The following is a 26,250-nucleotide window of genomic DNA, read 5'->3' on the forward strand; positions in this document are numbered from 1 at the left end:
CCCGATATGAAAGACCTTGACCACGCCACCGCCGTACCCCGCGCCATCAACTGGAACCGCATCCAGGACGACAAAGACCTTGAGGTCTGGAACCGCCTGACAGTCAATTTCTGGCTGCCTGAAAAGGTGCCACTGTCCAATGATGTGCAAAGCTGGGCCACGTTGAAACCGGACGAGCGCACGCTGACGATCCGCGTACTGACAGGGCTAACGCTGCTCGACACGATCCAGAACACCGTTGGCGCGCCGTCGCTGATGCCCGATGCACAAACCCCGCACGAGGAAGCCGTTCTGACCAACATCGCGTTCATGGAAGCCGTGCATGCGCGGTCATATTCGTCGATCTTTTCGACGCTATGTTCCACGAAAGAGGTCGATGACGCCTTTCGCTGGTCAGAGGAAAACCCGCATCTTCAGGCGAAATCCCGTTTGATCTTGCAAGAATACAACGCCACAGCCGACCCGCTAAAGCGCAAAATCGCATCGGTGTTTCTGGAGAGTTTCCTTTTCTATTCGGGCTTCTATCTGCCGATGTATTGGTCCAGCCGCGCCAAGCTGACCAACACGGCCGATCTGATCCGCCTGATCATCCGCGACGAGGCGATCCACGGCTATTACATCGGCTACAAATTCCAGCGCGCCACCGAACACCTGCCACAGGCCGATCGCGATGCCCTCAAGGACTTCGCTTTTTCGTTGATGTTCGACCTTTACGAGATCGAGGCGCAATATACCGCAGAGCTTTATGATGATCTGGGCCTGACCGAGGATGTGAAAGCGTTTCTGCACTACAATGCCAACAAGGCGCTGCAAAATCTGGGCTACGAGGCGCTGTTCCCCGCACAAGTCTGCGAGGTGAACCCCGCGATCCTTGCCGCCTTGTCGCCAGACAGCGAAAACCACGATTTCTTTTCCGGCAGTGGTTCGTCTTACGTCATTGGCAAGGCCGTGGCGACAGAAGACGAAGATTGGGATTTCTGACATCCGAACATGGCAGCGCTAAATTGCATTGGTGTCCGGCGATACGACGTCGGGCACCAAATGCAGGGCCGCCGATCCAATTACCGATACTCATGCACGGTCATACCGGCTAGGAATGAACACAAGCATTCATTGAAATCCATATCCCGAGCGAGATTTTCAAATGGCCACCGCATCACCCATATTAGCGCGGATGCGCGAGATCCCGAAAGGGATCTGGGTGCTGGGATGCGTGTCCCTGTTCATGGATATTTCATCCGAGCTGATACATGCGTTGTTGCCGGTTTATCTGGTCACCGTGATGAGCGTGTCGATGGTCACGGTGGGCATCATCGAAGGCATCGCAGAGGCAACGGCTTCCATCGTCAAGATTTTCTCGGGCGCGATGTCGGACTGGCTGGGCAAGCGCAAACTTCTGGCCGTCATCGGCTATGGCCTCGCGGCCTTTACCAAGCCGATCTTCCCTTTGGCAGGCTCCGTCAACTTGCTGATCGCGGCCCGTTTTATCGACAGGGTCGGCAAGGGCATTCGTGGCGCGCCGCGGGATGCGCTTATCGCTGATATGGCCCCTGCGCACATGCGCGGCGGCAGCTTTGGGTTGCGGCAATCCCTTGATACTATTGGCGCTTTTCTGGGGCCGCTTCTGGCCATTTTCCTGATGTGGCTGACCGCCAATAACTTTCAGGCGGTTTTCTGGGTCGCTGTCATCCCCGCCTTTCTCGCCTTGGCTCTGCTGGTCTTTGCCGTCCACGAACCCCCCAGACCCACCGGCCTGCGCAAGGTAAAATTCCCTCTAAGCTTGCCCGAACTCAACAGTCTCGGGTCAAACTACTGGCTGGTGGTCGCGGTTGCGACGGTCTTCTCGCTTGCGCGTTTTAGCGAGGCTTTTCTGATTTTGCGGGCGCAAGGCATAGGGCTGCCACTGGTGCTGATCCCGATGGTTTTGGTGTTGATGAACGTTGTCTATGCGCTGGTCGCCTATCCGGCGGGGGCGCTGTCCGACCGCTATCATCGCGTAACGCTTTTGATCATCGGATTTTGCGTTCTTATCGCCGCCGATCTTGTGCTTGCATTCGCAGATGGTCTGGTTGGCGTAGGCTTCGGCGTGGCACTATGGGGTTTGCATCTGGGATTAACGCAGGGGCTGCTTGCAGCACTTGTTGCCGACACCACCCCACAGGAACTGCGCGGAACAGCTTTTGGAATGTTCCACCTGACCGGAGGGCTGGCCCTGCTGGCGGCAAGTATTCTGGCTGGCGTACTTTGGGAAGGGTTCGGCGCACAGGCCACATTCCTCTCGGGGGCATGCCTGACGGCGATTGCCTTGGCTGGACTAGGTCTGTTGCGTTGGTACCTGCCCGCACTGGGTGCTTTTCACAAACCTCAAGAAAATGCCTGATTTCCTGACGGCCCCTATCTTGTCTACGTCTGAAATTCAGGCGTGGGTATATTACTTATCACTTGCTTCCCGATTGATTGGATAACCGCTTGCAGGACCTTTGACGGGTTGAACCAACATCCGGTCGAGCCATAGATCGCGCCGCGTTCTGAACTGCTCTATGCCGATGGTCATGGCGTCATGGCCCGCAGCAGGCTGCGCCCTATAGGTGCCCAATAGCCTGTCCCACCACGGCAGGTTAAACCCGAAATTACTGTTCGTTTCCGCGGGCAGGATAGAGTGGTGGACACGGTGCATATCAGGCGTGACCATGATCAAACGCAGGAGCCGGTCCACGACCAGAGGCAGCCGAACGTTGGAATGGTTGAACATCGCGGTGGCGTTGAGCAAGACCTCGAAGATCAAGACCGCCACGGCAGGCGGACCCAAGACCAGCACCATTGCCAGTTTGATCCCCATCGACAGCACAATCTCGATGGGGTGAAACCGCAGGCCTGTCGTGACATCAAATTCAAGGTCAGCGTGATGCATACGGTGCAACCGCCAAAGGGCAGGAACCGCATGAAACATAACGTGCTGTAAATAGATGACCAAATCCAGAACGATGATACTCACAAGAACAGCAATCCAAGCCGGTGCCTCGATTAAATTGAATAATCCCCAGCCGCGTTCTTGTGCGATGATGGCCAAACCGACCGCGAGGATCGGAAAGGTCAGGCGCAAAACAATTATGTCTATGACCACCAAGGCCAGATTGTTTGACCAGCGGATCACCCGCGGAATATCGCGCCGGCGACGCGGGGCGAGCACTTCCCAAAGCGCCATGATTGCCAAAACGACAAGGAACACCCCAAGGCGCAACTGCGGCTCGGCAGCAAAGATGTGTTCTGACGTCGGCATTTTTGATCCTTCCCGTGAATCTTCGGCTCAATAACGGGCCCCTTTAAGTGACCGTGAACTGCCCCATCATCCCCGCATCTTCATGCTCGAGGATATGGCAGTGGAACATATAAGGCGTCTCCTGCCCGGCGGGTTGGTCAAAACGCGCGATGATTTCTGCTTCGCCGGGCACCAGAACTATATCTTTCCAGCCTGTGTTTTCAGGTCGCGGCGGCGCGCCGTTCTCGCTCAGCACACGAAACCGTACACCATGCACGTGGAACGGATGGGCGATCATCGTGCTGCGGATGCGCCAGCGTTCGACAGTGCCCTGCGCGACCGCAAAATCGATCCGTCCCATATCATAAGGGCGTCCATTGATGGCAAAGCCGCCACCGCGCATCATGCCGCCCATCCCCATATCAAGCGAGATATCCCGCTTTTCGACCTCGCTTCCGGCAAGGTCCTCCAACACACCGTCCAGTTTGTCTGGCAGGCGGGTGATGCGCGCAGGCAGCGTCGCGTCGACCGCAAAAGGCAGAACGCCGTAAGGTTGGGCCGGATCGCTCAACAGGACAGGTGCCTTGCCGTCTGACATATCCACTAGCACCTCGGCGCGTTCACCCGGCGCAAGGGTCAGCGTGTTCAAAGCAATCGGTTCGGGAAGGAACCCGCCATCCGTCGCGACCAGATGCATCGGCCGCGTATCGTCCAGAAATAATGTGTAGACCCGCGCATTTGACCCGTTGAGCAGGCGCAGCCGCACAATCCCCTGCGGCACGACCGCTGTCGCACCCGTTTGGCCGTTGACCAGCAAACGGTTGCCCGCAAACCCGTGCATCACGTCCATCATCGAGGGATCATAAACCATGCGGCCCGCGTTATCGAAACGGCGATCTTGCAAGACAAGCGTCAGGTCATCGACACCATAGGCCGATGGTAAACCGCGCGCGTCGTCCTCTCCGTCCGTGATGTGAATGACCCCCGCGAGCCCGAAATACACCTGTTCTGCCGTGCGCTCGTGGATATGGGAGTGATACCAGATGGTTGCGGGGTCTTGCGCGATATGCATCTCTGGTTGCCAGCTTTCGCCCGGTGCGATCGGCAGATGCGGGCCGCCGTCATGTTCTCCGGGCACCAAAAGACCATGCCAATGGGCGCTGACCGGGGCCTTGAGCCCATTTTTTACGTCCGCGGCAAGGTCCCCGTTCTTGAGGATAACTGTCGGCCCCAGATAGTCTTGGTTAAACCCAACCGTTGGTGTGGCCACCCCGCCAAGAAAGGTTTGACTGCCCGACTGCGCTTGCAAAGACAGACGCCCCGTTGAGCGTGTATCAAGAAGCGGCGGCATGGACAGACGCTGCTTGGGGGTTTGTTCTTGCGCAAATGCACGCGCAGCCCCGTGCGACAGGGCTGCTGCGGCAGCAAGGGCGGTTGCAGAAGAACTCAGGAACTGACGTCTTTTCATGGGAGCCTTTCAGCGCAATGTTTGACCAAAACCGTGCTGATCATGACCCTACATCTTAAATGTCTGCTTGCCCAAGATTTAGTCAAGTAACGCCTTCTTGCGCGCATTGAATTCTTCAGCGTCGATCTCGCCCTTCGCGAAGCGCTCGTTCAATATCGCCAGGGCGTTGGTGTTTGGCTGCAATGCAGTGCCACCATTGGGCAGGCGCAAGATAAAGATAGTGGCCACGACGATCCCGACGATCAGCAAGATCATGAATACCGGCCCAAGAAACATGCCGAAGCCGCCCCACTGACTGTCGCCCCACATCATATCGTGCCCATGGAAGGACTGCTCGTAAAGTTCTGGAACTTCAACAACTTGCGCCGCAGCTGATGTTGCCGTCACCGCGGCCAATCCTGCGATCCGCGAGATATTTTTCATTGGCATCTGACGTCTCCTATTATGCGGCTCCAACAGCCGTCATTTTCGCAGATACCATCAAACCAGAGGGGCCATTGTGATCTACATCAAGCAGACAGCAAAGGTCATGCCTTCCCGCCGAAAGAAACTGCAACCGCCTGCACCGATGTCGGCTTTATCTTTCGCACACTCGCGATCGTTTCATGTTACGAGGTGTGATTGGGCCCTTTCGTGCTGTCAGGTTGCTTGCAACCCAGCACGCTCTTCCAAGAAGTCTCTTTTACAATTCGAAAAGGTGGACGGAATGCTCTCATTACATGCGATACCCGATGCGTTTACCATCAGTGAATGTGCGCTGATTATTGCGATGGTTTCCGAAGCGTCAACCGATGAAGCTCTCCTCGTCGGTCGCAATAAAAATCACAATCTTCGTAAAGCGGAGCTGGTCTGGACTGATAACCTGGCTGGCATGGAGTGGGTGATGGAGCGCCTGATCGAGATTGTCCGGAGCGCCAACAAAGATCAGTACGGGTTTGACCTGCACGAGTTTGCCGAAAGCCCTCAGGTGGCAATCTACAAGTCGTCAGATAGCGGGCACTTCGCCTGGCACTCCGATATTGGCGGCGGTCCGGCCTCGGGAAAAAGAAAGCTCACGCTCGTGCTGCAATTAAGTGCCGCCGATACCTACGAAGGCGGCGATCTGGAAGTTATGCCTGGCGCTCAGATACTCACCGCCAGTCGCGCTCAGGGGTGTGCCAGTGTTTTTCCAAGCTTCACACTTCATCAGGTGACGCCGGTCAAAGGTGGCATACGTTATTCATTGACTGTTTGGGCGCACGGTCCGGCATTTCGGTGAAACACCATCAATACCCCTTGCAGGCCCACTTTATCGATTAATCGCAGATAGCCCGCCAAGCAGTCGACAGTGCCGGCGCATTGCGTTTGCTGATCCATATGCCGATTATCGCGACTCCGGCAGCGATCAACCAAGGGGCTGGGTTGGAGGTATGAAAGGTGATCCAAAACAAGGTCATCTCTTGCCCCCCGCGGGCAAGGTGGCGGCTGTGAAACACCAACTCAACCAAACCGCAAACGCCCAGCGTTCCGATAACAGCGGGGCCTACGGTTTTGAAATACGGGCCGAGCAATTCTGCCCATCTGTTCTGCCGGATCACAGAAAGATGCATGATCAAGACACCAGCCAGACCCGAGGGGAAAAACATCACTGCGGCCAGAAACAAAACCCCGACATATAGCTGCCACAGATCGGTATGCAGGCTAAGTACCGTTTGTAGCAATGTGAACACGACTGCCCCCAGGATCGGCCCATAAAAGACCCCGATCCCTCCCAAAAACGCAATCATCAGTATGGTTCCCGAAGCCTGTACGCTGAGGTTTTCAGCCGTGGCCAATTCATAGTTTATCGCAAACAACCCTCCGGCGACACCGGCGAAAAAGCCCGCGGCACAGAACGAAAAAAACCGGACCCACCGTGCCGAATATCCCAAATACTCCGCGCGTTCGGGATTGTCCCGGACGGCATTGGCCATCCGTCCCATCGGCGTTTGGGTGAACAAATACATGAGGCCAACAGAGACAACCAACCAGAAGGAAATCAGATAATAGACTTCTATCTGGCGCAAAAATTCTACGCCAAAGAACGGCACGCCAAGGGTCCTGTCGCCGCCGACCCCGCCGCCACGGAAGAACGAATAACCAATGATCGAATACGATGCGACCAGTTCGACCACGCCTAGCGATATCATGGCGAACACGGTGCCTGACCGGCGGGTCGAAAACGACCCGATCAGCATTGCCATACCCATGGAAAAGAAACCGGCAAACAAAGGTAGAAAGGGAAGTGGAATGGGGACACCGGCCGCCTGCAGATGGTTCATCACATGAATGCACATGAACCCGCCAAAACCTAAATAGATCGCATGACCAAAACTCAGCATGCCTGCCTGACCTAGCAACATATTGTAAGAAAGCGCGAAAATGATGGTGATCGCCATTTGGTTCATGATGGTGATCGTCGAATTTGCTGTAAAAACGGAAGGCAACATCGTCAAAATCACAACTGCGGCAACCCATGGCAACAGGGTGTTCGACAAGGAACGAAGGGCAACATCCGGACCGCGCAATACAGAGTTGTTCTTTTTCATATATTTACGCAATTCATTCCAATTCGACCGGAACCGGCGCAGATACAAGCGCCGCGGTCCTGAAACAACTGACACCAACCGTCGGGTTACTCAACGGCTGCAGGCTGATGAACTTCAATCATCTTTCTTTTGGGTAATAAAAATCGCTTAGCAGCCCCTATGCCGGCCCGTGTGATGGCAGGCGCAATAGGTGCGTTTATGGGATGTGCCAAACGAACTGCGGAAGGGCCGTCAGCGTGACGTTTGCCCGCCTTGCGGCGCGAGGCTCGCGATAGTGACCGTTGCGCCTGCGGAGATCGCTTCGGCATAGGCCGCCCCCACTGGCGTAGGCCGCATCTTGTTGTCCACCAGATTGATTGCGGGCACCTTGCCCTTCCAAGGATAGGGGTTCGCGGCGAACCAGGCGTACCGCTCGACAAAGGGCAGGTCATCCAACATGCGCACTGCGGCTTGCGCAAATCTCGCATTGGCCTGATACGTTGCGCGGCCCGGTCTGGACCAGTCGATAAAGGCGAACTCGGTCACCCAGATGGGTCGCCGGTATTCCTTGTGAACCGCAATCAGCCATTTGCGAAATGCGGCCACGTCGCCATTTTTCGAATAGTAGTGAACCGCCATGAAATCGACGCGCAGACCGCGCCGTTCGACCTCGTTCATGAAATTCCGCTGCCAGGACTTTTGGCCGAGTGTTCCCTCTTGGGTGGTTGCCGGGCTGCCAAGACGCAGACCGGATGCCTCGAGCCGTGGCCAAAGCGCGACAGCCTGTTGAACACTCATTCCGGCCTGATGGCTCCCGCCATGCCCGTCTGGTTCATTAAAGCCCAAAAGGGTGCTTGGCTTGCGGCTGGATCGGATCTGATCATCGATGTTTGCCGCAGTGTGAATCATTGGGACGAATTCGACAGAGCGGCGGCGATTGCCGTCTTGCCAGATTTCGTCTGCCCGCCAGTTATAGTACCAGCCAAGACCACGCTGGCTCTCGATCCACTCAAGCGTTGTATAACTTGGGTTTTCCCAAGCGCCTACACCGGCGCTCTGCGCCACCGCAGCTTGTGCCATCAAAATCAATGCCCCGACGAACGACGAGACCTTCCGGGCCATAGTCATATCTCTGGTCTCCTTGATTTATTCTGTCGCAATGTTGGTCCTCAGCCGCGGTAGCAGCGCGAACGCTGGCCAAAGCCGGCGGGCGAACAAATCCAGCTGCCAGAACCCATTTGCCGCACGCGCACGACAGGCTTTCCCAAACGCGGTAGGGAAAGCAGGTTGAGGCTCGCCTTGGTGGTCTGCGTCCGCGTCTTTGTTGATTTGTTCTGGTCTGCAAAGGCTGCGCCAGCGCACAACGCGGTTGCCACGATCGCGCCGGCCAAGATACGGGTGGCGGGCCGGATGCTCTGTCTGGTGATGGTCATGGTTGCTGCTCTCCGTCATTTTAGGTTGATGACCGCCCCCGCCCAAAGGGACGGATACCGTCTTGTGTGAAGGAAGATGTTCTATGATGGGGGATGATGACGCCCTTTCGCAGGCGAAAAGGCGGCGAAATTTGGGCAAATTGGGTCAGGGCCCCGATTGGCGGCCAGGCCGAATGCAAAAACATTTGTGAGAAAGTCCGCGCGGCAAAACAAATTACCTAAGTTGCGCGAGAACGCGCACTCTGCGTTTGCCATTAGACTGCTCCTCTCGACCGTAGCTCAAATTATCTCGGTCTTGCGCCGAGCTAAAACGGTGGGTAGGGGCGTAACTACAGCAAGAATGGCATCGAGAAAACAGCCTTGGTCCCGTCTATGTCGCGCACAGCAAGATTTCCGCCCCATACGGTCTGGAAAGAGGCGGTTTCAGGTCTGCTTTTACCTGATCAAATGCTACTAAATCGTTGATTTATTTAGTACACGCTATGAGTGCAGTATCGTGACGCCTGCATCGGCAGTATACCGCCGATGCAAGCGCAATTTGGTTACTCGAGGATATTGTGGTCGAAGCGCCAGTCCGGCAGACCAAACCCATCAGGCCATGGATAGACCTCGGGATAGTTGAAGTAGACAACCGCGATCAGCCGATCAAGCCCGTCGAGATCTTGGCGGATATCCTCGTTCCAGCGGTCGAAATAGGCCTGGTCGCCGACATATCCCAACTCTGCCACAATGATCGGCTTGTTGAATTGCAGCGCACGCTCATAGCGCGGATCAAGAACCTCGCGAAAGCTGCGCTCTTGCCCGGTGATCTCTTTTTCCCAGGCTTGCAGCCCAAACACCGACAAACCGATCACATCGACATAGTCGTCGCCCGGATAGTATTTTTCCATGCCTTCCAGACCAAGCGGCGACCACATGAAATCAATGTCCGATGCCTCTTTGCGGCAGACGTCGACCATGCGTTTATAGGCGGCGATATAAGTGTCTTTGTCCCAACCGGCCCAGATGAACTGACCTGACACGTCCTCCATTTCATGCGCCCAACGCACGGTTACCGCACTCTGGAAGCCACTGAAGATTTTGCAAATTTCGGCCATGTTGGTGTCGAAATCGCCGTTCTGGATACCGGCCATCAAGACAGAGGGCCGGTTGCGCTCGTTTCGCGTCCAGGTCCAGGGTTCGATCGTCGCCAGAATAGACCGGCCACGCTCGGTCGCATAGGCGTCAGCTTCCAGAAGCGATGGAAGGTAGACATCCTGCCAGGGCAGGAAAAGATGCTCGATGCGCACGTCAGCATCTTCACTGAAGGTACCTTCGGGATCGTAAACGCCAAATGGCAACGATCCGGGTGGTGCGGCCAGAGCTGTCGTTGCCGACAAAAGCGTCGCAGCTAGGATGCCTGGTAGGTGCAGGCCTTTAGGATTGCAGGTCATTGGATATCCTCCTTTTGCTAGAAATTTATAAGATTGTTCCAGAATTCGGGATTCCACCGAAATCTGACATTGTCGCCTCCGCCCATTCCGGCACCCGACACCATGTATTCGTAGGAGACAATTTCTGCGTCCACCAAGCCAACGCTGAGGGCGAGTATGCTTTCTGGGCCCCGGAATACGAGGGCCCATATTAGGAGAACCGACAACATGGGCACAGTCAGCACCTGGATCGGGATCGCCGATAGAGCGTGGCGGATCGGGATCGCGTTGTCCCTTATGTGCCGGATCACGATGACGATGGTGATCACGGCATAGATGGAACCGTTCATCAGTGTGATGAAGTAGAAACCCAGTGCCTCGTCCAACTCGTTGACCAGCAGAACCGGCAGGATACAGCCCAAGGCCAGCGCTGCGTAGGGCAGCACAACCCGGAGCGGAAGCAATGCCTCGGCGGCTTCGCCCTTGGGAGTTATGCGGAAATCGACAAAGCGGCCTGATATCCGGTCGCGCAGGGCCATTGTGCATCCCCACAGCACCCAAGGCCACTGGAGCGCGAGAAACAGCGCCTTTTCCCAGCCAAGCACTTTGGCATCGCGCGGGCGAAAGAAACCGTCGCGCTTGATCGCAAAGGCCATCATTGTCGCCCCAACGGCAGGCCAGATCGCGTGGAACACGAAGGCGGGGTACGTGACATCGGCATAGCGCATGTCGAACACGACCGCAGCAATCGGCATCAGATAGAGAACCAGCATGAATGTCGCGAACAGCGGATACCAAAGTTGGCAGAACACGAACTGAAACTTGAGCCGTGGCGGCAGCGTGGGAAGATAGCGCGACGTGTGGCTTAGCAGCAGCGTCAAAAGGCTGCGCGACCACTGGAATTCCTGCGTGCATAGGTCGGCGATGGTCGCGGGCCCGTCGCCTACAGCGAGCGCATCAATCGCATGGACACCGCGCCAGCCGCCTGCGTTTAACAGCATCGAGGTGGAATGATCCTCGGCCAGTTCGGGGCCCAGCCCGCCGACCTCGCGCAGCGCGCGGGTGCGCACGGCATAATGCGAGCCGATGCACATCGGGACCAGCGCCCCAGCATATCCCGCCTGGAAAACCCCGTGAAAACCCGCCTCGGTGTGCAGGCGTGTCCGTGCGGCCCAGCTTTGCGCCGCGTTGGCCGCGCACATCGATGGCGCACTGACATAGCCGACCTTGGGGTCCGCAAAACCGCGCAGAATTTCCGCCAGATAGGTCGGGCTGGGCACATGGTCCGCATCGAATTGCGAAACGAAATCATAGCGGTCATAGCCATAGTGATCGTAAAAAAAGGCCAGATTGCCTTCCTTGCAGCGTGTGCGCCGGGGCCATTGTGCACGATGATAATCGGGCCGGTCCTTGCGCGTTGAAATCTGGACCCCATGCGCATCACACCAGGCGATGGTGTCGGGCTGCGGGTCTTCATCGGCAAGCCATGTGTCGTGCGGATAGGTTTGCGAAAGCATCGCCTCCAGCGTTCGTTTGACCACGGAAAACGGCTCGGACGGCGTTTTGGTCACGATCATGGCGACGCGGGTTTCGGACGGGTCGGGCAGACCACCTGCGGGCACCGCTGCGCGGCGAAAGATCAGGATGAAATAGGCCTGCATGAACAAGAGCCAGGCAAAGGCGGTCGTCGCCACCCAGTATTGAGCGCCGGGCAATATATGCGCGGGGTCCAGCCACCAGATCCAGAACCACAGCGTTACCCCGCCCCAGAACAGGATGAGAAGATCGTACTTTACACGCGTTCTCCCTGTCAGCAGCCGGCGCATATATCCTTGCGCCGTGGCTTCTGGCCGGGGCGGCACCAGAGGTGCGCTTGGAAGGTTTTCAGACGTTTGTGTCATGGCGCAGGGCGAGCCCAAAATGGGGCGCGGCGTCGCGAACGATCGTGTCGAGATCGGATCGCGTGGCCCGAAAATCGAGCTTGCGGTGTGCTGACGAGGGATCGGCCACAAGCGCTGGCGGATCACCGGGGCGGCGGGGCGCGTCTACCGACGGGACAGTCCGGCCAGTGACGCGCGCGACCGCGGCGCAGACCTCGCGGATGGACTGCCCTCGCCCGGTTCCAAGGTTCAGCGCGAGAGGCTCGCCGCCCAGTTCAAGGTGGCGCAAAGCCTTGAGATGCGCAGCTGCCAGATCGCTGACATGAATATAGTCGCGAATGCAGGTGCCGTCCGGCGTATCGTAATCCGTTCCATAGACCTTGAGGCCCGGATGCGTTCCGGCAGCGGCCATCAGGGCCAATGGGATCAGCCGGGTTTCGGGATCATGCCGTTCTGACAATTCACCCTCCGGGTCGGCACCGGCAGCATTGAAATAGCGCAAGATCGCATAACGAAGCCCAAAGGCCTGTGCCTGGTCGCGGATCATCTGCTCGCCCATCAGTTTGGTCCAGCCGTAGGGATTAATTGGCACCTGCGGCGCGTCTTCGCGGATCGGGACGCTTGGCGGGATACCGTAGGTCGCGCAACTTGAGGAAAACACCAGCCGGTCAATGCCGGTCGTCTTCATCGCCGCCAGCAGCGAAATAAGCCCGCCGACGTTGTTGTCATAATATTGGTCCGGTCGCGCAATCGAGTCTGCGACGACAGCGAAGGCCGCAAAATGCATCACGGCAGTGGCCTTGTGCCGGCGCAGGACATCCGCGAGCGCCGATCTGTCGCGCACGTCAATCTGTTCCAGCGGGCCCCATTTCACCGCATCGGCATGCCCGGTGCTCAGGTTGTCGACGGTGATAGGCAGGTATCCCGACGCGGCAAGTGCCTTGCACGCGTGGCTTCCCACGAAACCTGCGCCTCCGGTCACGATGACGGCAGTTGCGGCCATGAGCTCAGCCCTCCACCGCTGAAGTTCGCGCCAGTTCGGCGTCGAAATACGGGATCGTCTTGAGCAGCCCCTCGCGCAGTGAGAATTTCGGTTTCCAGCCCAGCAGGGTATGGGCCCGCGCGATATCCGGCCGTCTCTGCATCGGGTCGTCCTCGGGAAGATCCTTAAATACCAGCCGCGACCGGCTTTGTATCAACGCGAGAACCTTCTCGGCAAGTTCCAGGATGGTGAACTCATCCGGGTTGCCAAGGTTTACGGGGCGGGCAAGATCTCCCTCGGTGTACATCAGGGTCATGAGGCCAGACAAAAGGTCATCAACATAGCAGAAGGACCGCGTCTGCTTTCCGTCCCCATAGACGGTCAGATCGGAGCCTGACAGCGCCTGCACGATAAAGTTCGAGATGACACGCCCGTCCGCAGGGTCCATCATGGGGCCATAGGTGTTGAATATGCGCGCAACCCGGATATCGACCCCGCGGTGCTTGTGGAACTCATAGAACAGCGTCTCGGCGGCCCGCTTGCCCTCGTCGTAACAGGAGCGCGGACCCATGGTCTGGACGTTTCCGCGATAATTTTCGACCTGCTGGCTGATCAACGGGTCGCCATATACTTCTGACGTAGAAGCCTGAAGTATGCGGGCACCTGTCTGACTGGCCAGCTTGAGCAGGTTCTCCGAGCCGATCACATTGGTCTCGAACGTCGCGATCGGGTCCAGCTGGTATTTCGGTGGCGACGCCGGGCTTGCCATGTTGAAGATGAAATCTATCGGTTCCGCGGACTCAAACTTTTGGATGACGTCATGCTGGACAAACGCAAAATCCGGATCATCGAGCAGCGAAGAGATGTTGCTAAAACGCCCCGTCGAGAGATTGTCGACGCAGATCACCCGTGCGCCCCGATCAAGATGGGCGCGACACAAGTGAGACCCCAGAAACCCCGCGCCACCAGCCACCATGACAGTCTTCCCGGCCATGGGCGTCGCAATATCGTACTTGGCCTTTGTGTCCGGCTTCATTTCTATAATCCTTGTCATAGCAACTTACCTTTCTTTCGGCGATTATCGCCGTGTGGGACGGGCCGAAGGGGCTTCTTGCTGCACGGTCGCTTCCCGGGCTTAAGGCTGCGCTGAGCGCGAAATGTCTGGCGACCCTGGTGCAGATGGCCGATCAGGGCGGTCCGCATTTATGTCAGTCGAGGCAAGATCCTTTGTCCAACGTGGGCCTAGGGCTATGACTGTAGCTTCATCTCAACTCGGCAACTTTGACACATATCAATGTGTTAACTTGGCCATATTGACATACATCAATGTGTCTAAAGCTCGGGCACACGAGAATTGACGGTATCAAGACGTCATATTCTGCGCGGTGGCATTGGCAGCCGGACACGCGGAATGTGGATTGGAGCAATCTGGGTGCCTGAGAAGTGGTGCCCCTTTGAGCAAACGAAAGAGGTCACGCCATGTCATCCGATTTCACAGCAACAAATGGTCCATGCGGCCCGACAGCACCCACATCACGGGCACGTCGTGTGGCATCTATCCTGGCAGTCTGCTTGGCTATTTCTGCCTGCGAGAGCACCACGGACCAGACCCCAATTCTGGCAGATACGATGAAACCTGCACCCGAAACGCTGTTGCGGATGTTCGCGAACCGGACGGAAGGCTGGAATCGGGGATCGGGAAGTTACTATGGCGCGGATGGCACCTGGCGGGCCGTCAATACCACCGAGCAGAGCTTGGGCTTGGGGCGGTGGTATGTGACGACCCAGAGCAAACTATGCACCGAGAGTATCTGGCGCTGGCGGCAGGACTTCGGCACCGAAACCGGCGAAAAGACGACAAGCTGCCGCTATTTCCGCAAGGATGCCGACGGTCAGCTCTGGTCGACCAGCGAGAGTGCCGATGGGCCCTGGTATCCGTTCAACAAGGACCGGCTCAGCCGCGGCAATCAGATCTCATCGGAGTTCACACGGTTGGCCCGTTATCTGGAGATTGCCAAAACGCCCTGAGGATCGAGACGGCCCATGTCTGAAGCAAAGGGTCGAACCAACGGTCTGGCGATCCCTAAGCGGGTTCTGAAGACCGGACACTCCTTAAAGTTCGGCTATGTCGCAACCTTCAGGGTTTCAAAGTAGTTGGCGACACCATCAAACAGTTCTGCACTCGATCCATCCACCGCATTACCAGACAATCCAAGCCAGCCTATGCGCTCCTCGAATTGTGTCTGGGCCGCTAATGCGGATTCGATTGAGGCAAGACGGCTCACGTAATCCACGTGCCATGGCCAACTGAACCAAGCTTCGTTTGTGTGATCAACAATGGTATTTTCGCCGTCGGAAATTTCATACTCCATGACCAATCCGGGCATCTGATCGCCAAAAAGCATCCCCCAATAGCTGGAGGGGAAACGTTCTTCATTTGGTGTAAAGAGAATGCGGGTCAGACAATCAAATTTGAAGTCAATTTTTCTTTCCTTGGGCGTAAGGCCAATTGCGTTGATCACCTTTGATGGCCAGTCGAGGGTCAAGACTTTGTTATCAAGCCTGAAGCCGCCACCCGACAGCGAAGCAAAGCTGTTCGTGCTGGAAACAAGGGCACGCACCGGAAGGAGCAGTCCAAATTCGGATTCCACCAAAGAATCGAATTGAGAGTCAGGGTTCATATTTGCCTCCATAGTATCCAAGGTCGTATTTGGCACCGTGTTGCTCAGGATGGCATGACATTGATCAATCAGACCACTCTGCAACCATTTTCACTATGACAATCAGCCCTTCGCGCGACAAGTGGGCTTTGATCGCAGCGCCAGCCAGATTCAATCACCAAAGAGTCCGATGAATATCTTACGCACCCGCGGTGATATCTCTTCTTTGCGTTCTTAAAGAACGGTCTCGAAGGAATTCTGCAAGGCGCGCAAACCCTTGCGGACAGTGATGCCCTGCTCTGACCATTCGAAGTAACGGGTTCGCATGCTCCGATGCCAGACGTGAATGCCGGAATGCGCCCTAGAAATCCAACATCAACACATGCAATAATTTCATAAACTTGGAGGCGTGATATGAAAGTAACGGCGAAAGACGTGGCCCTACATGCGGGGACTTCAGTGTCAGCTGTCTCAAGAGCGTTTCGCCCACAGTCCTCGCTCTCCACTGAAATGCGGCAACGGATTTTGCGTACGGCAGCAACGATGGGCTATACAATTCCTGCCCAGAGGCTTGCCGCGAAAAGCGGGTCCAACACAATTTCACTGGTCGTGGGGGATGTATTGAACCCCTTTTATCCTTCAATCCTTGAAGAATTTGCCAGCGCAGTTCTAGGTAGCGGCATGTTGCTAGATTTGCATGTCGTGCCAAAAGGCGAAAGCGTTGACAGTGTCATGGCCCATGTTTTCAATCAACGACCGAGCGCTGTTGTGGTCACATCAGCCACGCTTTCATCCGCTTTAGCCGAGCATTGTATGAAAAAGGGAATCCCAGTTGTTTTGTTTAACCGTGTCCAGATCAATACAGCAGTCTCTGCGGTGTGCTGTGACAACTACGCAGGGGCACAACAGGTGGCGAACCACTTGTTATCAAAGGGATACCGGAAGATCGCTTTTGTTGGCGGGGTGAAAAATACATCAACCCATTTGGAGCGATGGCGCGGTTTCGAAGATCGAATGACCCAAGCAGAAATGCCGGTTTTTAAATCCGTTTCGGGCCAATTCGATTACGAGACTTCATTTGACGCAGTCCGAGATCTTTTAACCAACGATGCACCTCCCGATGCGGTCTTTTGCGCCAACGACATTATGGCATTTGCTGCGATTGATGCTGCAAAATCCATAGGGCTCTGCATTCCTGATGATTTGGCAATCGTGGGGTTTGATGATGTGCCAATGGCGGCATGGCGGTCGTATCGCTTAACAACTGTGCGCCAAAGAATTCGACTAATGGTCAAAGACACTCTCACATTGATATCCCAGCTTATTGAGGATCCCGGCGCAACCGGAACGATCAGGATAACGCCCGGCCACTTGATCGAGCGGGACACCACCTGAATTTTTGCGCAATGAAATATTTCATCGTCATGTACATTTATTGCAGGGGATTAAGCCCTTCGATATCCAGAAAAGGAATTTAGCCAACGCTCTGCGAATGAGGACACCATCATGACAATCAGCTATTTGAAGACCGGCAAGCCAGAGTCAGACCGCGCCGACGAAGACGCCAAAACCCGCAGTGTTGTTGAAGCCACCCTGAAGGACATTGAAGAACGCGGCGACACCGCCGTGCGCGCACTTTCCGAAAAGTTTGACAACTACTCTCCCCTCTCCTTCAAGTTGTCTCAGTCAGAAATTGATGCTCTGATGGCTCAGGTAAGTCCGCGCGAGATGTCAGACATCAAGTTCGCGCAAGAGAACGTGCGCCGCTTTGCCCAAGCGCAGCGCGATTCCATGCAAGATATTGAAATCGAAATGCAACCGGGCGTGATCCTTGGGCATAAAAACATTCCAGTGCAATCGGTGGGCTGCTATGTGCCCGGCGGCAAATTTCCCATGGTCGCGTCGGCACATATGTCTGTGGCAACGGCTGCGGTTGCTGGGGTGCCACGGATCATCGCCTGCACGCCCCCGTTCAATGGTGCCCCCAATCCGGCAGTGATCGCGGCAATGCATCTGGGCGGCGCACACGAGATTTACGTCATGGGCGGCATTCAGGCCGTTGGGGCGATGGCCATCGGAACCGAAACAATAGAACCGGTTCACCTGCTTGTTGGCCCGGGCAATGCATTTGTTGCCGAGGCAAAGCGCCAGTTGTTCGGGCGCGTTGGAATCGATTTGTTTGCCGGGCCAACAGAAACGATGGTGATCGCGGATGAAACAGTTGACGCCGAACTATGCGCAACCGATCTGCTTGGGCAGGCGGAACATGGGTATAACTCCCCTTGCGTGCTTCTGACAAATTCCAAAAAACTCGCGACAGAGACAATGGCCGAGATCGAGCGCATCCTGAAAATCTTGCCAACTTCAGGCACAGCGCGGGTATCTTGGGAGGATTACGGTGAAGTCATCGTTTGCGATACCTATGAGGAAATGCTGCAAGTTGCCGATGATATCGCCTCGGAGCATGTTCAGGTCATGACCGATCGCGATGATTGGTTCCTTGAACATATGACCTGCTATGGCGCGCTGTTTCTTGGCCCGCGAACCAACGTGGCAAATGGTGACAAAGTCATCGGTACAAACCACACGCTTCCGACGAAAAAGGCGGGCCGCTATACGGGCGGTCTTTGGGTCGGAAAATACCTCAAAACGCATTCGTACCAGAAGATCACAACCGATGAGGCGGCCGCCGAAATCGGAGCATATGGGTCGAGACTGTGCATGCTTGAGGGTTTTGTAGGTCACGCTGAACAATGCAATATCCGTGTACGGCGTTATGGTGGCGTGAATGTCCCTTATGGCGAAGGCGCACCTTTCAAGGAGACATCTTCATGAATTTGCCACAGGTGCCTTCTTTTCGCCTGGACGGGAAACGCGCGCTGGTAACGGGCGCGAGCTCTGGCATCGGGCTGGGCTGTGCGACTGCCCTAGCGAGTGCCGGAGCCGAGGTCATTTGCGCTGCACGCGGCGCAGAGAAACTGACCCAAGTCGTGGAAGCGATTAGCGCGGCGGGTTGGTCTGCGCGCGCTCTACCGTTGGATCAAACAGATCTTGGGGCACTGGCGCAGACGTTTGAAGGGCCGGCGTTTGATGTGGTGGTAAATTCGGCAGGCATGGCGCGCCATAGCCCTGCCCTGGAAACCACCCCGCAAGACTATGACGCGGTTATGGATGTTGATCTTCGCTCGGCATATTTTTTATCCGCCTATGCAGCCAAAGCAATGAAACGGGAAGCAAGGTCTGGGTCTATCATCCACATCTCGAGCCAGATGGGCCATGTTGGCGGCGTAGAACGTGCCGTCTATTCCGCAGCAAAGCACGGGCTTGAGGGTATGGTGAAATCCATGGCGATCGAGTGGGGCGAACTTGGCATCCGCATCAATACACTTTGTCCGACGTTCATTCGCACACCATTAACCGCCCCTACGTTTGCCAACCCCGAAAGAGCCGCGTGGATCTTGGAAAAGATCAAACTTGGACGTGTTGGTGAAGTCAGCGATATCATGGGTGGCCTGATCTATCTCGCGTCAGAGGCTTCGGCGATGGTAACGGGCACAGCCCTGATGATCGACGGAGGGTGGACCGCAGATTAGGCACCAACCCGATGGCAGGCATAGCAGCGCCACTTCGGAATTCCATTTCCCCCAAATGCGAGCGTTCGGGTTGCGAAAAACACCTTTGCGGGTGGCTAAAACTTGAGCGTGCAAGCCAATTCTCACTCAAAAAGAAGAGCCACTGACATGACATCATCGACAGCAAGATCAATCGCCGTTGTTGGCGCAGGCCTCGTTGGAATGGGTTGGGCAATAGTATTTGCGCGCGCCGGGCATGACGTCCGGGTCTACGATGCCAACCCCGATCTTTTGGTTGCCCTGCCGGACAGGTTGGCAGTCTCACTTGCGGACCTGCTGGAATTTGGTTTGATCAAAGATCCTGCGGCCATCGCGGACAGGGTCAAGATCGCCTCTTCACTCGCTGATGCCGTTCGGGGGGCCACGTATATCCAAGAATCCATTCTCGAAAGAGTCGATGTAAAACAGAGCCTTTATCAGGAACTGGATACGTTGATTGATGATGATGCGATTGTTGGCTCCTCTTCATCCGGAATTCCGTCCTCCGAATTCACTGTTGGCCTCTGCATCGCCCCGCGCTGCCTTGTGGCCCATCCGGTGAACCCACCCTATCTGATGCCCGTCGTCGAATTGGTCCCAGCAACATGGACCCTACCCGAAGCGGTAGACACCGTGCATGCGCTGATGGAAGAGGTCGGCCAGCAACCGATCCGCGTGACGCGCGAGGTCCAGGGGTTTATTCTGAACCGTCTTCAAGGGGTGCTTCTGCGCGAGGCTTGGGCGCTTTATGAAGAGGGCTATTGCAGCCTCGCCGATATTGACACGACGATTTCAAAGGGCCTCGGCATGCGGTGGTCTTTCATGGGCCCGTTTGAGACCATAGATTTGAACGCGCCGGGTGGCCTTGCCGATTATGCCCACCGTTTGGGGGGCCTATATCAATCGATTGCCGCAGAGCGCCCGGTTCACGCCCCATGGAGCGAGGCGCTTATCAAGCGCGCGGATGAAGAACGGCGTGCGGCATTGCCGCTTGAGGCGCTGCCAGATCGCTGCACATGGCGCGATCGGCGGTTGATGGCCCTTGCCGCGCATCAAAGCACCCAGGAAAATTGATGGGACAGTGCCGTAGACCGATAAGGCTCTGACCTACCCAAGAATTGGTTGTCGATTATGATAGGTGTCGTGGGCTTTGCTGCGGAGGCAGGCTGGCCCTCGCCGCTTCATGTCATGCCCCTGAGACAGCAGGTCGCAAAGGCATTACTTCATGGAACTTCCCGCTCGCGGTGAATTCGGGAGGCGCATCGCTTTTGCGCACGGTGACATCATCCAACCCGTTATCGCGAAATACCTGTTTCACCGCGCCGATGACCTCTTGAAACACCGGCCCTGCCAGCGCCTCCTCGGCCAATTGTATGCGCAGTTCGAAATCTCTCTCACGCGTCTGGACCAGCTGGATGCGCCGGGCGTGGGCGTGCTCCAGATTGAAGACGAGCGGCGACAGCGTCACTTCGCCCACACGCACAAGCGTCGCCTGTCGCCCCTCCACCTGAAAACTGCGGAACGGTGACCCACAGGGGCAGGTGTCCCGGTCGTAGCGGACACAGTCGCCGAGATCGTATCGGATAAAAGGCTGAACCTCGTTAGCGAGCACCGTCAGCAGAACGGTCTCTGACACCGTGCCATCGGGAACGGGCTGCATTGCCTCGTCGACGGCTTCGAGGATGACCCAATCTTCGTTCACATGCTTCCTCCCGTGGCTGCACTCGAACGAAAGCGCCAAGCATTCGGTGCTCCCATAGGGATCGGAAATGCCGTATTTCAGCGAAGGAAAGGCCCGCCCGGCCCGCTCTCGAAGGTCATCCGTGAGTGTCTCGCCACCCGTGGTAAAAAGCGCAGGCTCGATCTGCAGCCGCCCGGCCATCTTTTCCTCGACGAGGATGGCCAGCATGCTGGGGTATGTCACGATCCAAGCGACGTTCCCGATCATATTGAGCCTGTCAACGAGTCGATCAATCGGCTGCTCGGCCTCGATGAAGGTTAAACCCAACCGCTTCGCCAGTGGTGGGTACAGGCGTTGCATCAGCTTGTTGAATCCGTTTCCGGCAAAGTGACCGTTCCCACCGCTAATTGTCACCCTCACGCCGAGCTTGCTGATGTCCCTTAGGAGCCTCCAATGGTACAATTCGAAACGCGCCATCATAATTCCATAGACATATTCCACGAAGGATGACGACAAGACGATGACTGCCGGTTCGCCCGACGTACCGGAGGTTTGAAAAACGGCAACATCTTCAACCGGCACACCGACCTTCTGCATATCTCGAAGATGCTCGTGGGCCCTTTCGAGGGGAAGAGAGCGTATCGTCAGCCAGTCGTCGAATTCTGCCATGAGGCCGGGTTTGCGGGTAACGGGCAAGTCGCGCAGTTCGATCTCGCTTGAGGGTCGCAGATCCGCATAGAGTCTGCGAAACAGAGGAGAATCGCGCCGCGCCTTTTCCACGAGACGTCGTAGATTGTGAAGTTGTCTTGCGTCTATGCGTTTTCGTCCGCCCCAAGCCGTCCAACGACCGCTGGCAAAATAACCCAATGCTCTAGGAAGACTGAAACGCATATCCGCTCACGATGCTCGTTTTTGTATCCAACGTCGAAAACGTTGTTGATCCGAAACTAAACTCTGAAGCGCTGTGTCAATTGATCAATGTCACATCCTGCAGTCAGACTGGTCGGCTGGTATCACCTTCTGATTTTACGAGCATGTCCGGTGACTTGTTTCCGATCGCGCTGTGTGGTCGTTCCTGGGTGTCGTATCTATGCGAGGTCTTCAACTTTTACGCCGACGCGCAGGACGACGAAGACCTCCTTCATGACGGTGGGCCACCTTAAGATCGGGTAAATTTTGATGACGGAGCGCCATACAAGGGGCTAAGCTTAACCACAGACCGCCGATGAACTCTGGAGGACCAAATCATGAAAAATCTCGCATGGACAATCACCCTGACATTGATCGCCGGGGCGGCGATGGCGGGAAATGAAGTGGGTATCACCAAGGACATGCCTTCGGTCACCGTGCCGACGGCGAACGGGATGGTGGAGATCGACCGGATCCAGGACACCGAAAACCAATTGAGCGGTGAATGGGCGCTGACATCCCGCCCCTGCCCGAATTTTTGCATTCAACCGCACAGCCCTGCGGAAGGAGTCACCACGATCGGCGAACTGGAACTGATCGAGATGCTCAAGGACCCCGACGCCGTGGTGGTGGACAGCCGCACGCGTGACTGGTTCGAGGGCGGCACGATACCCGGCGCGATAAACATTCCTTATACCTATGTCGTGGATGAGCTTGCACAGTTGGGCTGCGAGCCGGATTTTGACGGCTGGGACTGTGCGGCGGCAAAGCCCGTAGCGCTGTTTTGCAACGGGGTCTGGTGCGGCCAGTCGCCCGCGGCGATCCGCAATATGATCAAGGCTGGCTACCCGGCAAACCGCATTTTCTATTATCGCGGAGGCATGCAAACCTGGCGTCTGCTTGGCTTGACCGTAATTGGTGGCGAATAGCGGCCCGATGTGATCGGGCGCTTCAAGCACCGCGATGTCAACCAGTCCACGCGCTGCACCGCTGCCAAGTGTAAGTCCTACCGTGGTTTGGGATGTCAGCGCGATGGTTTCACTAGCGCAGGTTGGACAGGGGTAGCGTTCTGGCCCGGCACCAGTTGAAACACGATAGCCTTTCCATCTGTGAAAAACGGATCACCTGTCAGGTTTTGCCCAAGGATCGGTGCAACAAGTTGGATCGGTTGTTCTGACCTGACCAGCCCCGTTTTTTGAAGGTCGGTCACAAGTAAATCACGCTCTGCATCGATGTTCGGGTCGATGCGGTGCGTCAGTCCCCATTTCAGCCCGTCATCAAAACTGGCCGTACCGACAAAGATCAGCAAACCATCTTGGGTGCGAAAATCTGTGCGCCAGAACCGGGCGTGGTGGCGTATTCTCAGGCTTTCTTCCTCTGTCCCGATTTGAAACCCAAAATCGTTCGGTCGGCCGTTCCAGAATGCGGGCGTGATCGGGGCCGTGTCATACTCTTTGCTGAACCAGGCCGCGAATGCTGCACGTGACATGGTATCAATTCCCGGTCGGTCTGCGATGCGCCACCCGGCCTTGCCAAAGACTTTGACAAAGTCCGCACCATTCTCAGCCTGAACAACCAGACTGACCGGTTCCTGCGGCTGGCCCAGAATGTTTTCGGAATGGGTGGGCAACTGTCCTGTCGCAAAGGCTGTTTCAAGTGGCACATCCAGCTGCATGATCGCCGGAACGGATCGCAAGTTGCGGGTTTGCTGGTGGTCTTTCACGACCATTATAACGGCTATGACAGCGCTGAAAACCACAGCGATGGAGACGATCTTGCGCCACAGCACAACCGCAGGCCGCATGTTTATATCTCTTCTGGTCTGTAGCCACTCCGCCAGCCAGATCCCCAGCAGCGCCCAGAGACTCCCTACAAGATACCCGTTCAAAACATCGCTCAGGTAGTGTTCAACCAAATAGACCCGGCTGAGCCCGATCAGCAAAATCAACGTAGAACCAACAAGAAACGAAACGACAATCGGGCTCACGCGCTCTCGGATGAGAATGAAGAACACGAACCCAAAGAACGCGACGCTGGCAGCACTGTGACCACTGGGGAAGGAATAACTGCTTTCGGCGAATACCGCCATCTCGGGGCGCGGGCGCGCAAAGATGTTCTTGAGCAAAGTTACCGTTAACTGATTGCCGATCAATGCCAGCCAAAGGCCGGGCAGATAGTGCTGCCGCCGATGCAATAACAGCACGGCGGAAACACTGATCGCCAGTAACGCGATGACCTTCCAGCTTCCAAGGGCGGTAAACACCGTGAAAAACCGCACCAAAGCTGGGTCACGAAAGGCAGCCAGCAGGTTGGCGACACGGATATCCAACGCAACAATCTGGCTTTGCATGACGAAATCCAGCGTCGAACTGGCATAAAGAAACAGAAAATATACAAACGCAGATGCCAGAATGGTGACAGGCAAACCCGCGAAAGACTCTCTCGACACGCGCTCTGACAGGAATCTGAAAAGGATCGGATGGCGCTCTATCAGGGCGCGGACATCGGGGTTATTCTTGATCGCCGAAGCGACAGAACGCAAAACAGAAATGAAGAACGGCAAGGCTTTGCGCAGTTTGACCACAGCGAACCACAGAACCGCCAAGAGCAGCAGAACCGCGATGGCAAACAGCCCGGCCCGCGTCATCGTGGCGCTGAACAGGCCCGTCGCCGTGCCAAAGAAATACCCGACACTGATCAGCGCAACGGCGTAGGTAAAGCCCCCGATCACGTTCCATAAAAGAAACCGGCGTCGGGACATCCCCGACAACCCCGCCACCACGGGAATGATCGGCCGCAGCGGGCCAAAAAAATGGCCCAGAATGATGCTGGGCGCCCCGTATTTCTCAAAGAAACGTTTTCCGCGCTCCAGATGTGCAGGTGAGAATACCCGCCTGCCCTCTTGAAAAAGGCTGGCACCTTTGACCCCAATCCTGAAACTGATCTCGGCCCCCAGTATTGTGCCAATAGCCACAAACCAGATCATATCCCCGAAATCATAGATGCCACGGGCAACGAGCGCGCCGCCAAGAACAACGACCACAGTGCCGGGGGCAAAGACGCTGGTCAAAACCATGGCTTCGCCAAAGGCAAACAGACCGATCAACCAGTAGCCCCAAAGACCCAACGACGGGATCGAAGGCAAAATATCGTTCATATACGCCTGCATCATACCCTAGCCTGAAAACCGCTGTAGCATCGCAAGCCAGCTTAATGGAAAGCCCCCGTGTTTGCACTGACCACATGCGGGTTTGTGCGCCTTGCGTCGGGAAGCATCTGGCGATGGCTGTTGTCAGATGCCAACCGGATGACACAGGCGTCACGGCCTACACGGGGGATGGCACGGAAATCCGCGCGGGCCATCTGGCGGTGACAGCCGGTGCGAGATCGGGCCAGATCAAGGGCACCGGCGCTGAAACCCTGCCTCTGGGCACGGAGCGCGGTTATCATATCCTGTACCGCAATCACGGTGGCCAGATTTCGCGCCCTGTTGGATGGGCCGAGGCGGGGTTTTATGCGACGCCAATGGCGCATGGGCTGCGCATTGCAGGAACAGTCGAGATCAACAACATCGACGCGGCACCCAACGCGAAAAGCATCGCCTATCTGCAACGCAAATCGCACGAAATGTTCGGCCCGCTTGGCAACCCCGACGACACATGGCTGGGCCATCGCCCGACCATGCCGGATGCGCTTCCGGTGATCGGGCCATCAAGCGCCTCAAGCCGTGTCATCCTTGCCTTTGGGCACCAACATATCGGCCTGACGCTGGAGGGTGTGACCGGCAAGATTGTCACCGAACTGGCAAGGGGGCAGGTGCCCCAATGCGACATCAGCAACTTTGCCCCCCAGCGGTTTGGTCGACAGGGTTAGACTGCCAGGTGTTCAGGCGTCTAGCGTCACTATGTTCGCCCTTCGGTATCATCGCTCAAGCGCTAGCTCTCGCGGCATCCGGACGATGACCGCATGAATAATGCTGCCGATGTAACTGTGAAGCCCACCCTCTGATCCCCATGAACAAGGGCTAGCAACCTATTGCGACCCTGACGTGTCTTCTTAAGCTTCAAAAAGCCGTATGTTCAAAGGATCAGCACCATCGACGATCTCCAGCAAGCGGTCGATGTTCGGGTGCGCGCCCGGACGGTTCCTTGCATCTTCTGTGTGCTCGGCAAAAACCGCAAGACCATGTTTGGCGGCTTCTGCATTCAGGGCCCCGAAACTCTGTTCCAGATACTGATAAACGGAGAGTGAACCCTGCTTGCCGGGTTGGTTTTCGATAGACGCAGCAATGATCCCAGTCGGGTCGATAAGGTCAATACGGGCAAGGCCCTCGATTGACGGCAGAAGTTGCAGATTGTTCTTGAACGAAGCAGTTGGTTGGATCATCGCCAAATCCTTTTGGGAAAGTT

The 26,250-nt window shown here is 56.3% G+C and carries 25 protein-coding genes; 11 read left to right on the forward strand and 14 right to left on the reverse strand.

The annotated features are described in order from the left end of the window. Positions 1-6: 6 nt before the first annotated feature. A complete protein-coding gene (gene nrdF, locus HGT1_RS15435; protein WP_176250853.1) occupies positions 7-981 on the forward strand; it encodes a class 1b ribonucleoside-diphosphate reductase subunit beta in 975 nt (324 codons plus the stop codon). A gap of 163 nt (positions 982-1,144) precedes the next feature. Continuing rightward, entirely contained in the window at positions 1,145-2,380 is a 1,236-nt protein-coding gene (locus tag HGT1_RS15440; RefSeq protein WP_217902990.1) for an MFS transporter, read from the forward strand. Between the two features lie 51 nt (positions 2,381-2,431). Here HGT1_RS15440 and HGT1_RS15445 read toward each other — a convergent pair whose 3' ends face one another. The 3 genes from HGT1_RS15445 to HGT1_RS15455 form a co-directional block, all read right to left on the reverse strand. Further along, positions 2,432-3,280: a sterol desaturase family protein gene (locus HGT1_RS15445; RefSeq protein ID WP_176250854.1), complete on the reverse strand. Its 849-nt coding sequence runs from the start codon at positions 3,278-3,280 to the stop codon at positions 2,432-2,434. 43 nt (positions 3,281-3,323) lie between these two features. Further along, the gene (locus tag HGT1_RS15450; protein WP_176250855.1) at positions 3,324-4,727 is read right to left on the reverse strand and encodes a multicopper oxidase family protein; all 1,404 of its coding nucleotides are present in this window, start codon (positions 4,725-4,727) and stop codon (positions 3,324-3,326) included. 78 nt (positions 4,728-4,805) lie between these two features. Beyond that, a complete protein-coding gene (locus HGT1_RS15455; RefSeq protein WP_255200221.1) occupies positions 4,806-5,156 on the reverse strand; it encodes an SHOCT domain-containing protein in 351 nt (116 codons plus the stop codon). 277 nt (positions 5,157-5,433) lie between these two features. Here HGT1_RS15455 and HGT1_RS15460 point away from each other — a divergent pair, with 277 nt between their 5' ends. Beyond that, a complete protein-coding gene (locus HGT1_RS15460) occupies positions 5,434-5,985 on the forward strand; it encodes a 2OG-Fe(II) oxygenase (protein WP_176250856.1) in 552 nt (183 codons plus the stop codon). A 37-nt stretch (positions 5,986-6,022) separates the two neighbouring features. On the opposite strand, the gene HGT1_RS15465 is transcribed toward HGT1_RS15460, so the two are convergent. Then, the gene (locus tag HGT1_RS15465; RefSeq protein ID WP_255200239.1) at positions 6,023-7,243 is read right to left on the reverse strand and encodes a branched-chain amino acid ABC transporter permease; all 1,221 of its coding nucleotides are present in this window, start codon (positions 7,241-7,243) and stop codon (positions 6,023-6,025) included. Here HGT1_RS15465 and HGT1_RS18355 point away from each other — a divergent pair. Further along, on the forward strand, positions 7,128-7,445 hold the full coding sequence (locus tag HGT1_RS18355; protein ID WP_255200244.1) for a hypothetical protein: 318 nt from the start codon (positions 7,128-7,130) through the stop codon (positions 7,443-7,445). The two genes, HGT1_RS15465 and HGT1_RS18355, sit on opposite strands and share 116 nt — an antisense overlap. A gap of 80 nt (positions 7,446-7,525) precedes the next feature. On the opposite strand, the gene HGT1_RS15470 is transcribed toward HGT1_RS18355, so the two are convergent. The 6 genes from HGT1_RS15470 to HGT1_RS15495 all read right to left on the reverse strand — a co-directional run bounded on the left by HGT1_RS15470 (position 7,526) and on the right by HGT1_RS15495 (position 14,016). Further along, positions 7,526-8,401 (reverse strand): glycosyl hydrolase, encoded by an 876-nt coding sequence (locus tag HGT1_RS15470; protein WP_255200222.1) that lies wholly within the window; start codon positions 8,399-8,401, stop codon positions 7,526-7,528. Between the two features lie 41 nt (positions 8,402-8,442). After that, on the reverse strand, positions 8,443-8,706 hold the full coding sequence (locus HGT1_RS15475; RefSeq protein ID WP_176250858.1) for a hypothetical protein: 264 nt from the start codon (positions 8,704-8,706) through the stop codon (positions 8,443-8,445). Between the two features lie 542 nt (positions 8,707-9,248). Next, on the reverse strand, positions 9,249-10,139 hold the full coding sequence (locus tag HGT1_RS15480; RefSeq protein WP_176250859.1) for a glycoside hydrolase family 26 protein: 891 nt from the start codon (positions 10,137-10,139) through the stop codon (positions 9,249-9,251). A 17-nt stretch (positions 10,140-10,156) separates the two neighbouring features. Then, positions 10,157-12,019 (reverse strand): glycosyltransferase family 2 protein, encoded by a 1,863-nt coding sequence (locus HGT1_RS15485; RefSeq protein WP_176250860.1) that lies wholly within the window; start codon positions 12,017-12,019, stop codon positions 10,157-10,159. Continuing rightward, positions 12,003-13,001: a UDP-glucose 4-epimerase GalE gene (gene galE / locus HGT1_RS15490; RefSeq protein ID WP_176250861.1), complete on the reverse strand. Its 999-nt coding sequence runs from the start codon at positions 12,999-13,001 to the stop codon at positions 12,003-12,005. The genes HGT1_RS15485 and galE overlap by 17 nt, the downstream gene beginning before the upstream one ends. Before the next feature lie 4 nt (positions 13,002-13,005). Continuing rightward, on the reverse strand, positions 13,006-14,016 hold the full coding sequence (locus tag HGT1_RS15495; protein WP_255200223.1) for a UDP-glucuronic acid decarboxylase family protein: 1,011 nt from the start codon (positions 14,014-14,016) through the stop codon (positions 13,006-13,008). Positions 14,017-14,459: 443 nt separating this feature from the next. On the opposite strand from HGT1_RS15495, the gene HGT1_RS15500 reads away from it, so the two are divergent. Then, the gene (locus HGT1_RS15500; protein WP_255200224.1) at positions 14,460-15,008 is read left to right on the forward strand and encodes a DUF995 domain-containing protein; all 549 of its coding nucleotides are present in this window, start codon (positions 14,460-14,462) and stop codon (positions 15,006-15,008) included. Between the two features lie 95 nt (positions 15,009-15,103). Here HGT1_RS15500 and HGT1_RS15505 read toward each other — a convergent pair whose 3' ends face one another. Further along, positions 15,104-15,661 (reverse strand): hypothetical protein, encoded by a 558-nt coding sequence (locus HGT1_RS15505; RefSeq protein ID WP_176250863.1) that lies wholly within the window; start codon positions 15,659-15,661, stop codon positions 15,104-15,106. Positions 15,662-16,054: 393 nt separating this feature from the next. Here HGT1_RS15505 and HGT1_RS15510 point away from each other — a divergent pair, with 393 nt between their 5' ends. The 4 genes from HGT1_RS15510 to HGT1_RS15525 all read left to right on the forward strand — a co-directional run bounded on the left by HGT1_RS15510 (position 16,055) and on the right by HGT1_RS15525 (position 20,325). Then, positions 16,055-17,035 (forward strand): LacI family DNA-binding transcriptional regulator, encoded by a 981-nt coding sequence (locus tag HGT1_RS15510; protein WP_176250864.1) that lies wholly within the window; start codon positions 16,055-16,057, stop codon positions 17,033-17,035. Positions 17,036-17,146: 111 nt separating this feature from the next. Continuing rightward, positions 17,147-18,475, forward strand: a complete 1,329-nt coding sequence (gene hisD, locus HGT1_RS15515; protein WP_176250865.1) for a histidinol dehydrogenase — start codon at positions 17,147-17,149, stop codon at positions 18,473-18,475. Then, entirely contained in the window at positions 18,472-19,233 is a 762-nt protein-coding gene (locus HGT1_RS15520) for an SDR family NAD(P)-dependent oxidoreductase (protein WP_176250866.1), read from the forward strand. The genes hisD and HGT1_RS15520 overlap by 4 nt, the downstream gene beginning before the upstream one ends. Positions 19,234-19,380: 147 nt before the next feature. Then, the gene (locus HGT1_RS15525) at positions 19,381-20,325 is read left to right on the forward strand and encodes a 3-hydroxyacyl-CoA dehydrogenase (RefSeq protein ID WP_176250867.1); all 945 of its coding nucleotides are present in this window, start codon (positions 19,381-19,383) and stop codon (positions 20,323-20,325) included. Positions 20,326-20,437: 112 nt separating this feature from the next. Here HGT1_RS15525 and HGT1_RS15530 read toward each other — a convergent pair whose 3' ends face one another. Beyond that, complete coding sequence (locus tag HGT1_RS15530; protein WP_255200225.1) at positions 20,438-21,823, reverse strand: phenylacetate--CoA ligase family protein; 1,386 nt, start codon at positions 21,821-21,823, stop codon at positions 20,438-20,440. Positions 21,824-22,179: 356 nt separating this feature from the next. Here HGT1_RS15530 and HGT1_RS15535 point away from each other — a divergent pair, with 356 nt between their 5' ends. Next, complete coding sequence (locus HGT1_RS15535; RefSeq protein WP_176250868.1) at positions 22,180-22,770, forward strand: rhodanese-like domain-containing protein; 591 nt, start codon at positions 22,180-22,182, stop codon at positions 22,768-22,770. Positions 22,771-22,865: 95 nt separating this feature from the next. Here the strand turns inward: HGT1_RS15535 and HGT1_RS15540 are convergent, their stop codons facing one another. Further along, entirely contained in the window at positions 22,866-24,998 is a 2,133-nt protein-coding gene (locus tag HGT1_RS15540; RefSeq protein WP_176250869.1) for an LssY C-terminal domain-containing protein, read from the reverse strand. A gap of 125 nt (positions 24,999-25,123) precedes the next feature. Between HGT1_RS15540 and HGT1_RS15545 the strand changes: the two genes are divergently transcribed. Beyond that, a complete protein-coding gene (locus HGT1_RS15545; RefSeq protein ID WP_255200226.1) occupies positions 25,124-25,714 on the forward strand; it encodes an FAD-binding oxidoreductase in 591 nt (196 codons plus the stop codon). A gap of 183 nt (positions 25,715-25,897) precedes the next feature. Here the strand turns inward: HGT1_RS15545 and HGT1_RS15550 are convergent, their stop codons facing one another. Beyond that, positions 25,898-26,227 carry a DUF2322 family protein gene (locus HGT1_RS15550; protein WP_176250871.1) on the reverse strand — a complete coding sequence of 110 codons (330 nt, stop codon included), beginning with the start codon at positions 26,225-26,227 and terminating at the stop codon, positions 25,898-25,900. Positions 26,228-26,250 lie beyond the last annotated feature (23 nt).

The organism is Sulfitobacter sp. HGT1 (assembly GCF_013282155.1).
GTDB lineage: Bacteria > Pseudomonadota > Alphaproteobacteria > Rhodobacterales > Rhodobacteraceae > Sulfitobacter.

Bases quoted from the DNA above. Each gene is read 5' to 3' on its own strand.
- nrdF (WP_176250853.1), top strand. From the start codon at position 7: ATGAAAGACCTTGACCACGCCACCGCCGTACCCCGCGCCATCAACTGG.
- HGT1_RS15440 (WP_217902990.1), top strand. From the start codon at position 1,145: ATGGCCACCGCATCACCCATATTAGCGCGGATGCGCGAGATCCCGAAA.
- HGT1_RS15445 (WP_176250854.1), bottom strand. From the start codon at position 3,280: ATGCCGACGTCAGAACACATCTTTGCTGCCGAGCCGCAGTTGCGCCTT.
- HGT1_RS15450 (WP_176250855.1), bottom strand. From the start codon at position 4,727: ATGAAAAGACGTCAGTTCCTGAGTTCTTCTGCAACCGCCCTTGCTGCC.
- HGT1_RS15455 (WP_255200221.1), bottom strand. From the start codon at position 5,156: ATGCCAATGAAAAATATCTCGCGGATCGCAGGATTGGCCGCGGTGACG.
- HGT1_RS15460 (WP_176250856.1), top strand. From the start codon at position 5,434: ATGCTCTCATTACATGCGATACCCGATGCGTTTACCATCAGTGAATGT.
- HGT1_RS18355 (WP_255200244.1), top strand. From the start codon at position 7,128: ATGATGGTGATCGCCATTTGGTTCATGATGGTGATCGTCGAATTTGCT.
- HGT1_RS15470 (WP_255200222.1), bottom strand. From the start codon at position 8,401: ATGACTATGGCCCGGAAGGTCTCGTCGTTCGTCGGGGCATTGATTTTG.
- HGT1_RS15475 (WP_176250858.1), bottom strand. From the start codon at position 8,706: ATGACCATCACCAGACAGAGCATCCGGCCCGCCACCCGTATCTTGGCC.
- HGT1_RS15480 (WP_176250859.1), bottom strand. From the start codon at position 10,139: ATGACCTGCAATCCTAAAGGCCTGCACCTACCAGGCATCCTAGCTGCG.
- HGT1_RS15485 (WP_176250860.1), bottom strand. From the start codon at position 12,019: ATGACACAAACGTCTGAAAACCTTCCAAGCGCACCTCTGGTGCCGCCC.
- galE (WP_176250861.1), bottom strand. From the start codon at position 13,001: ATGGCCGCAACTGCCGTCATCGTGACCGGAGGCGCAGGTTTCGTGGGA.
- HGT1_RS15495 (WP_255200223.1), bottom strand. From the start codon at position 14,016: ATGAAGCCGGACACAAAGGCCAAGTACGATATTGCGACGCCCATGGCC.
- HGT1_RS15500 (WP_255200224.1), top strand. From the start codon at position 14,460: ATGTCATCCGATTTCACAGCAACAAATGGTCCATGCGGCCCGACAGCA.
- HGT1_RS15505 (WP_176250863.1), bottom strand. From the start codon at position 15,661: ATGAACCCTGACTCTCAATTCGATTCTTTGGTGGAATCCGAATTTGGA.
- HGT1_RS15510 (WP_176250864.1), top strand. From the start codon at position 16,055: ATGAAAGTAACGGCGAAAGACGTGGCCCTACATGCGGGGACTTCAGTG.
- hisD (WP_176250865.1), top strand. From the start codon at position 17,147: ATGACAATCAGCTATTTGAAGACCGGCAAGCCAGAGTCAGACCGCGCC.
- HGT1_RS15520 (WP_176250866.1), top strand. From the start codon at position 18,472: ATGAATTTGCCACAGGTGCCTTCTTTTCGCCTGGACGGGAAACGCGCG.
- HGT1_RS15525 (WP_176250867.1), top strand. From the start codon at position 19,381: ATGACATCATCGACAGCAAGATCAATCGCCGTTGTTGGCGCAGGCCTC.
- HGT1_RS15530 (WP_255200225.1), bottom strand. From the start codon at position 21,823: ATGCGTTTCAGTCTTCCTAGAGCATTGGGTTATTTTGCCAGCGGTCGT.
- HGT1_RS15535 (WP_176250868.1), top strand. From the start codon at position 22,180: ATGAAAAATCTCGCATGGACAATCACCCTGACATTGATCGCCGGGGCG.
- HGT1_RS15540 (WP_176250869.1), bottom strand. From the start codon at position 24,998: ATGAACGATATTTTGCCTTCGATCCCGTCGTTGGGTCTTTGGGGCTAC.
- HGT1_RS15545 (WP_255200226.1), top strand. From the start codon at position 25,124: ATGGCTGTTGTCAGATGCCAACCGGATGACACAGGCGTCACGGCCTAC.
- HGT1_RS15550 (WP_176250871.1), bottom strand. From the start codon at position 26,227: ATGATCCAACCAACTGCTTCGTTCAAGAACAATCTGCAACTTCTGCCG.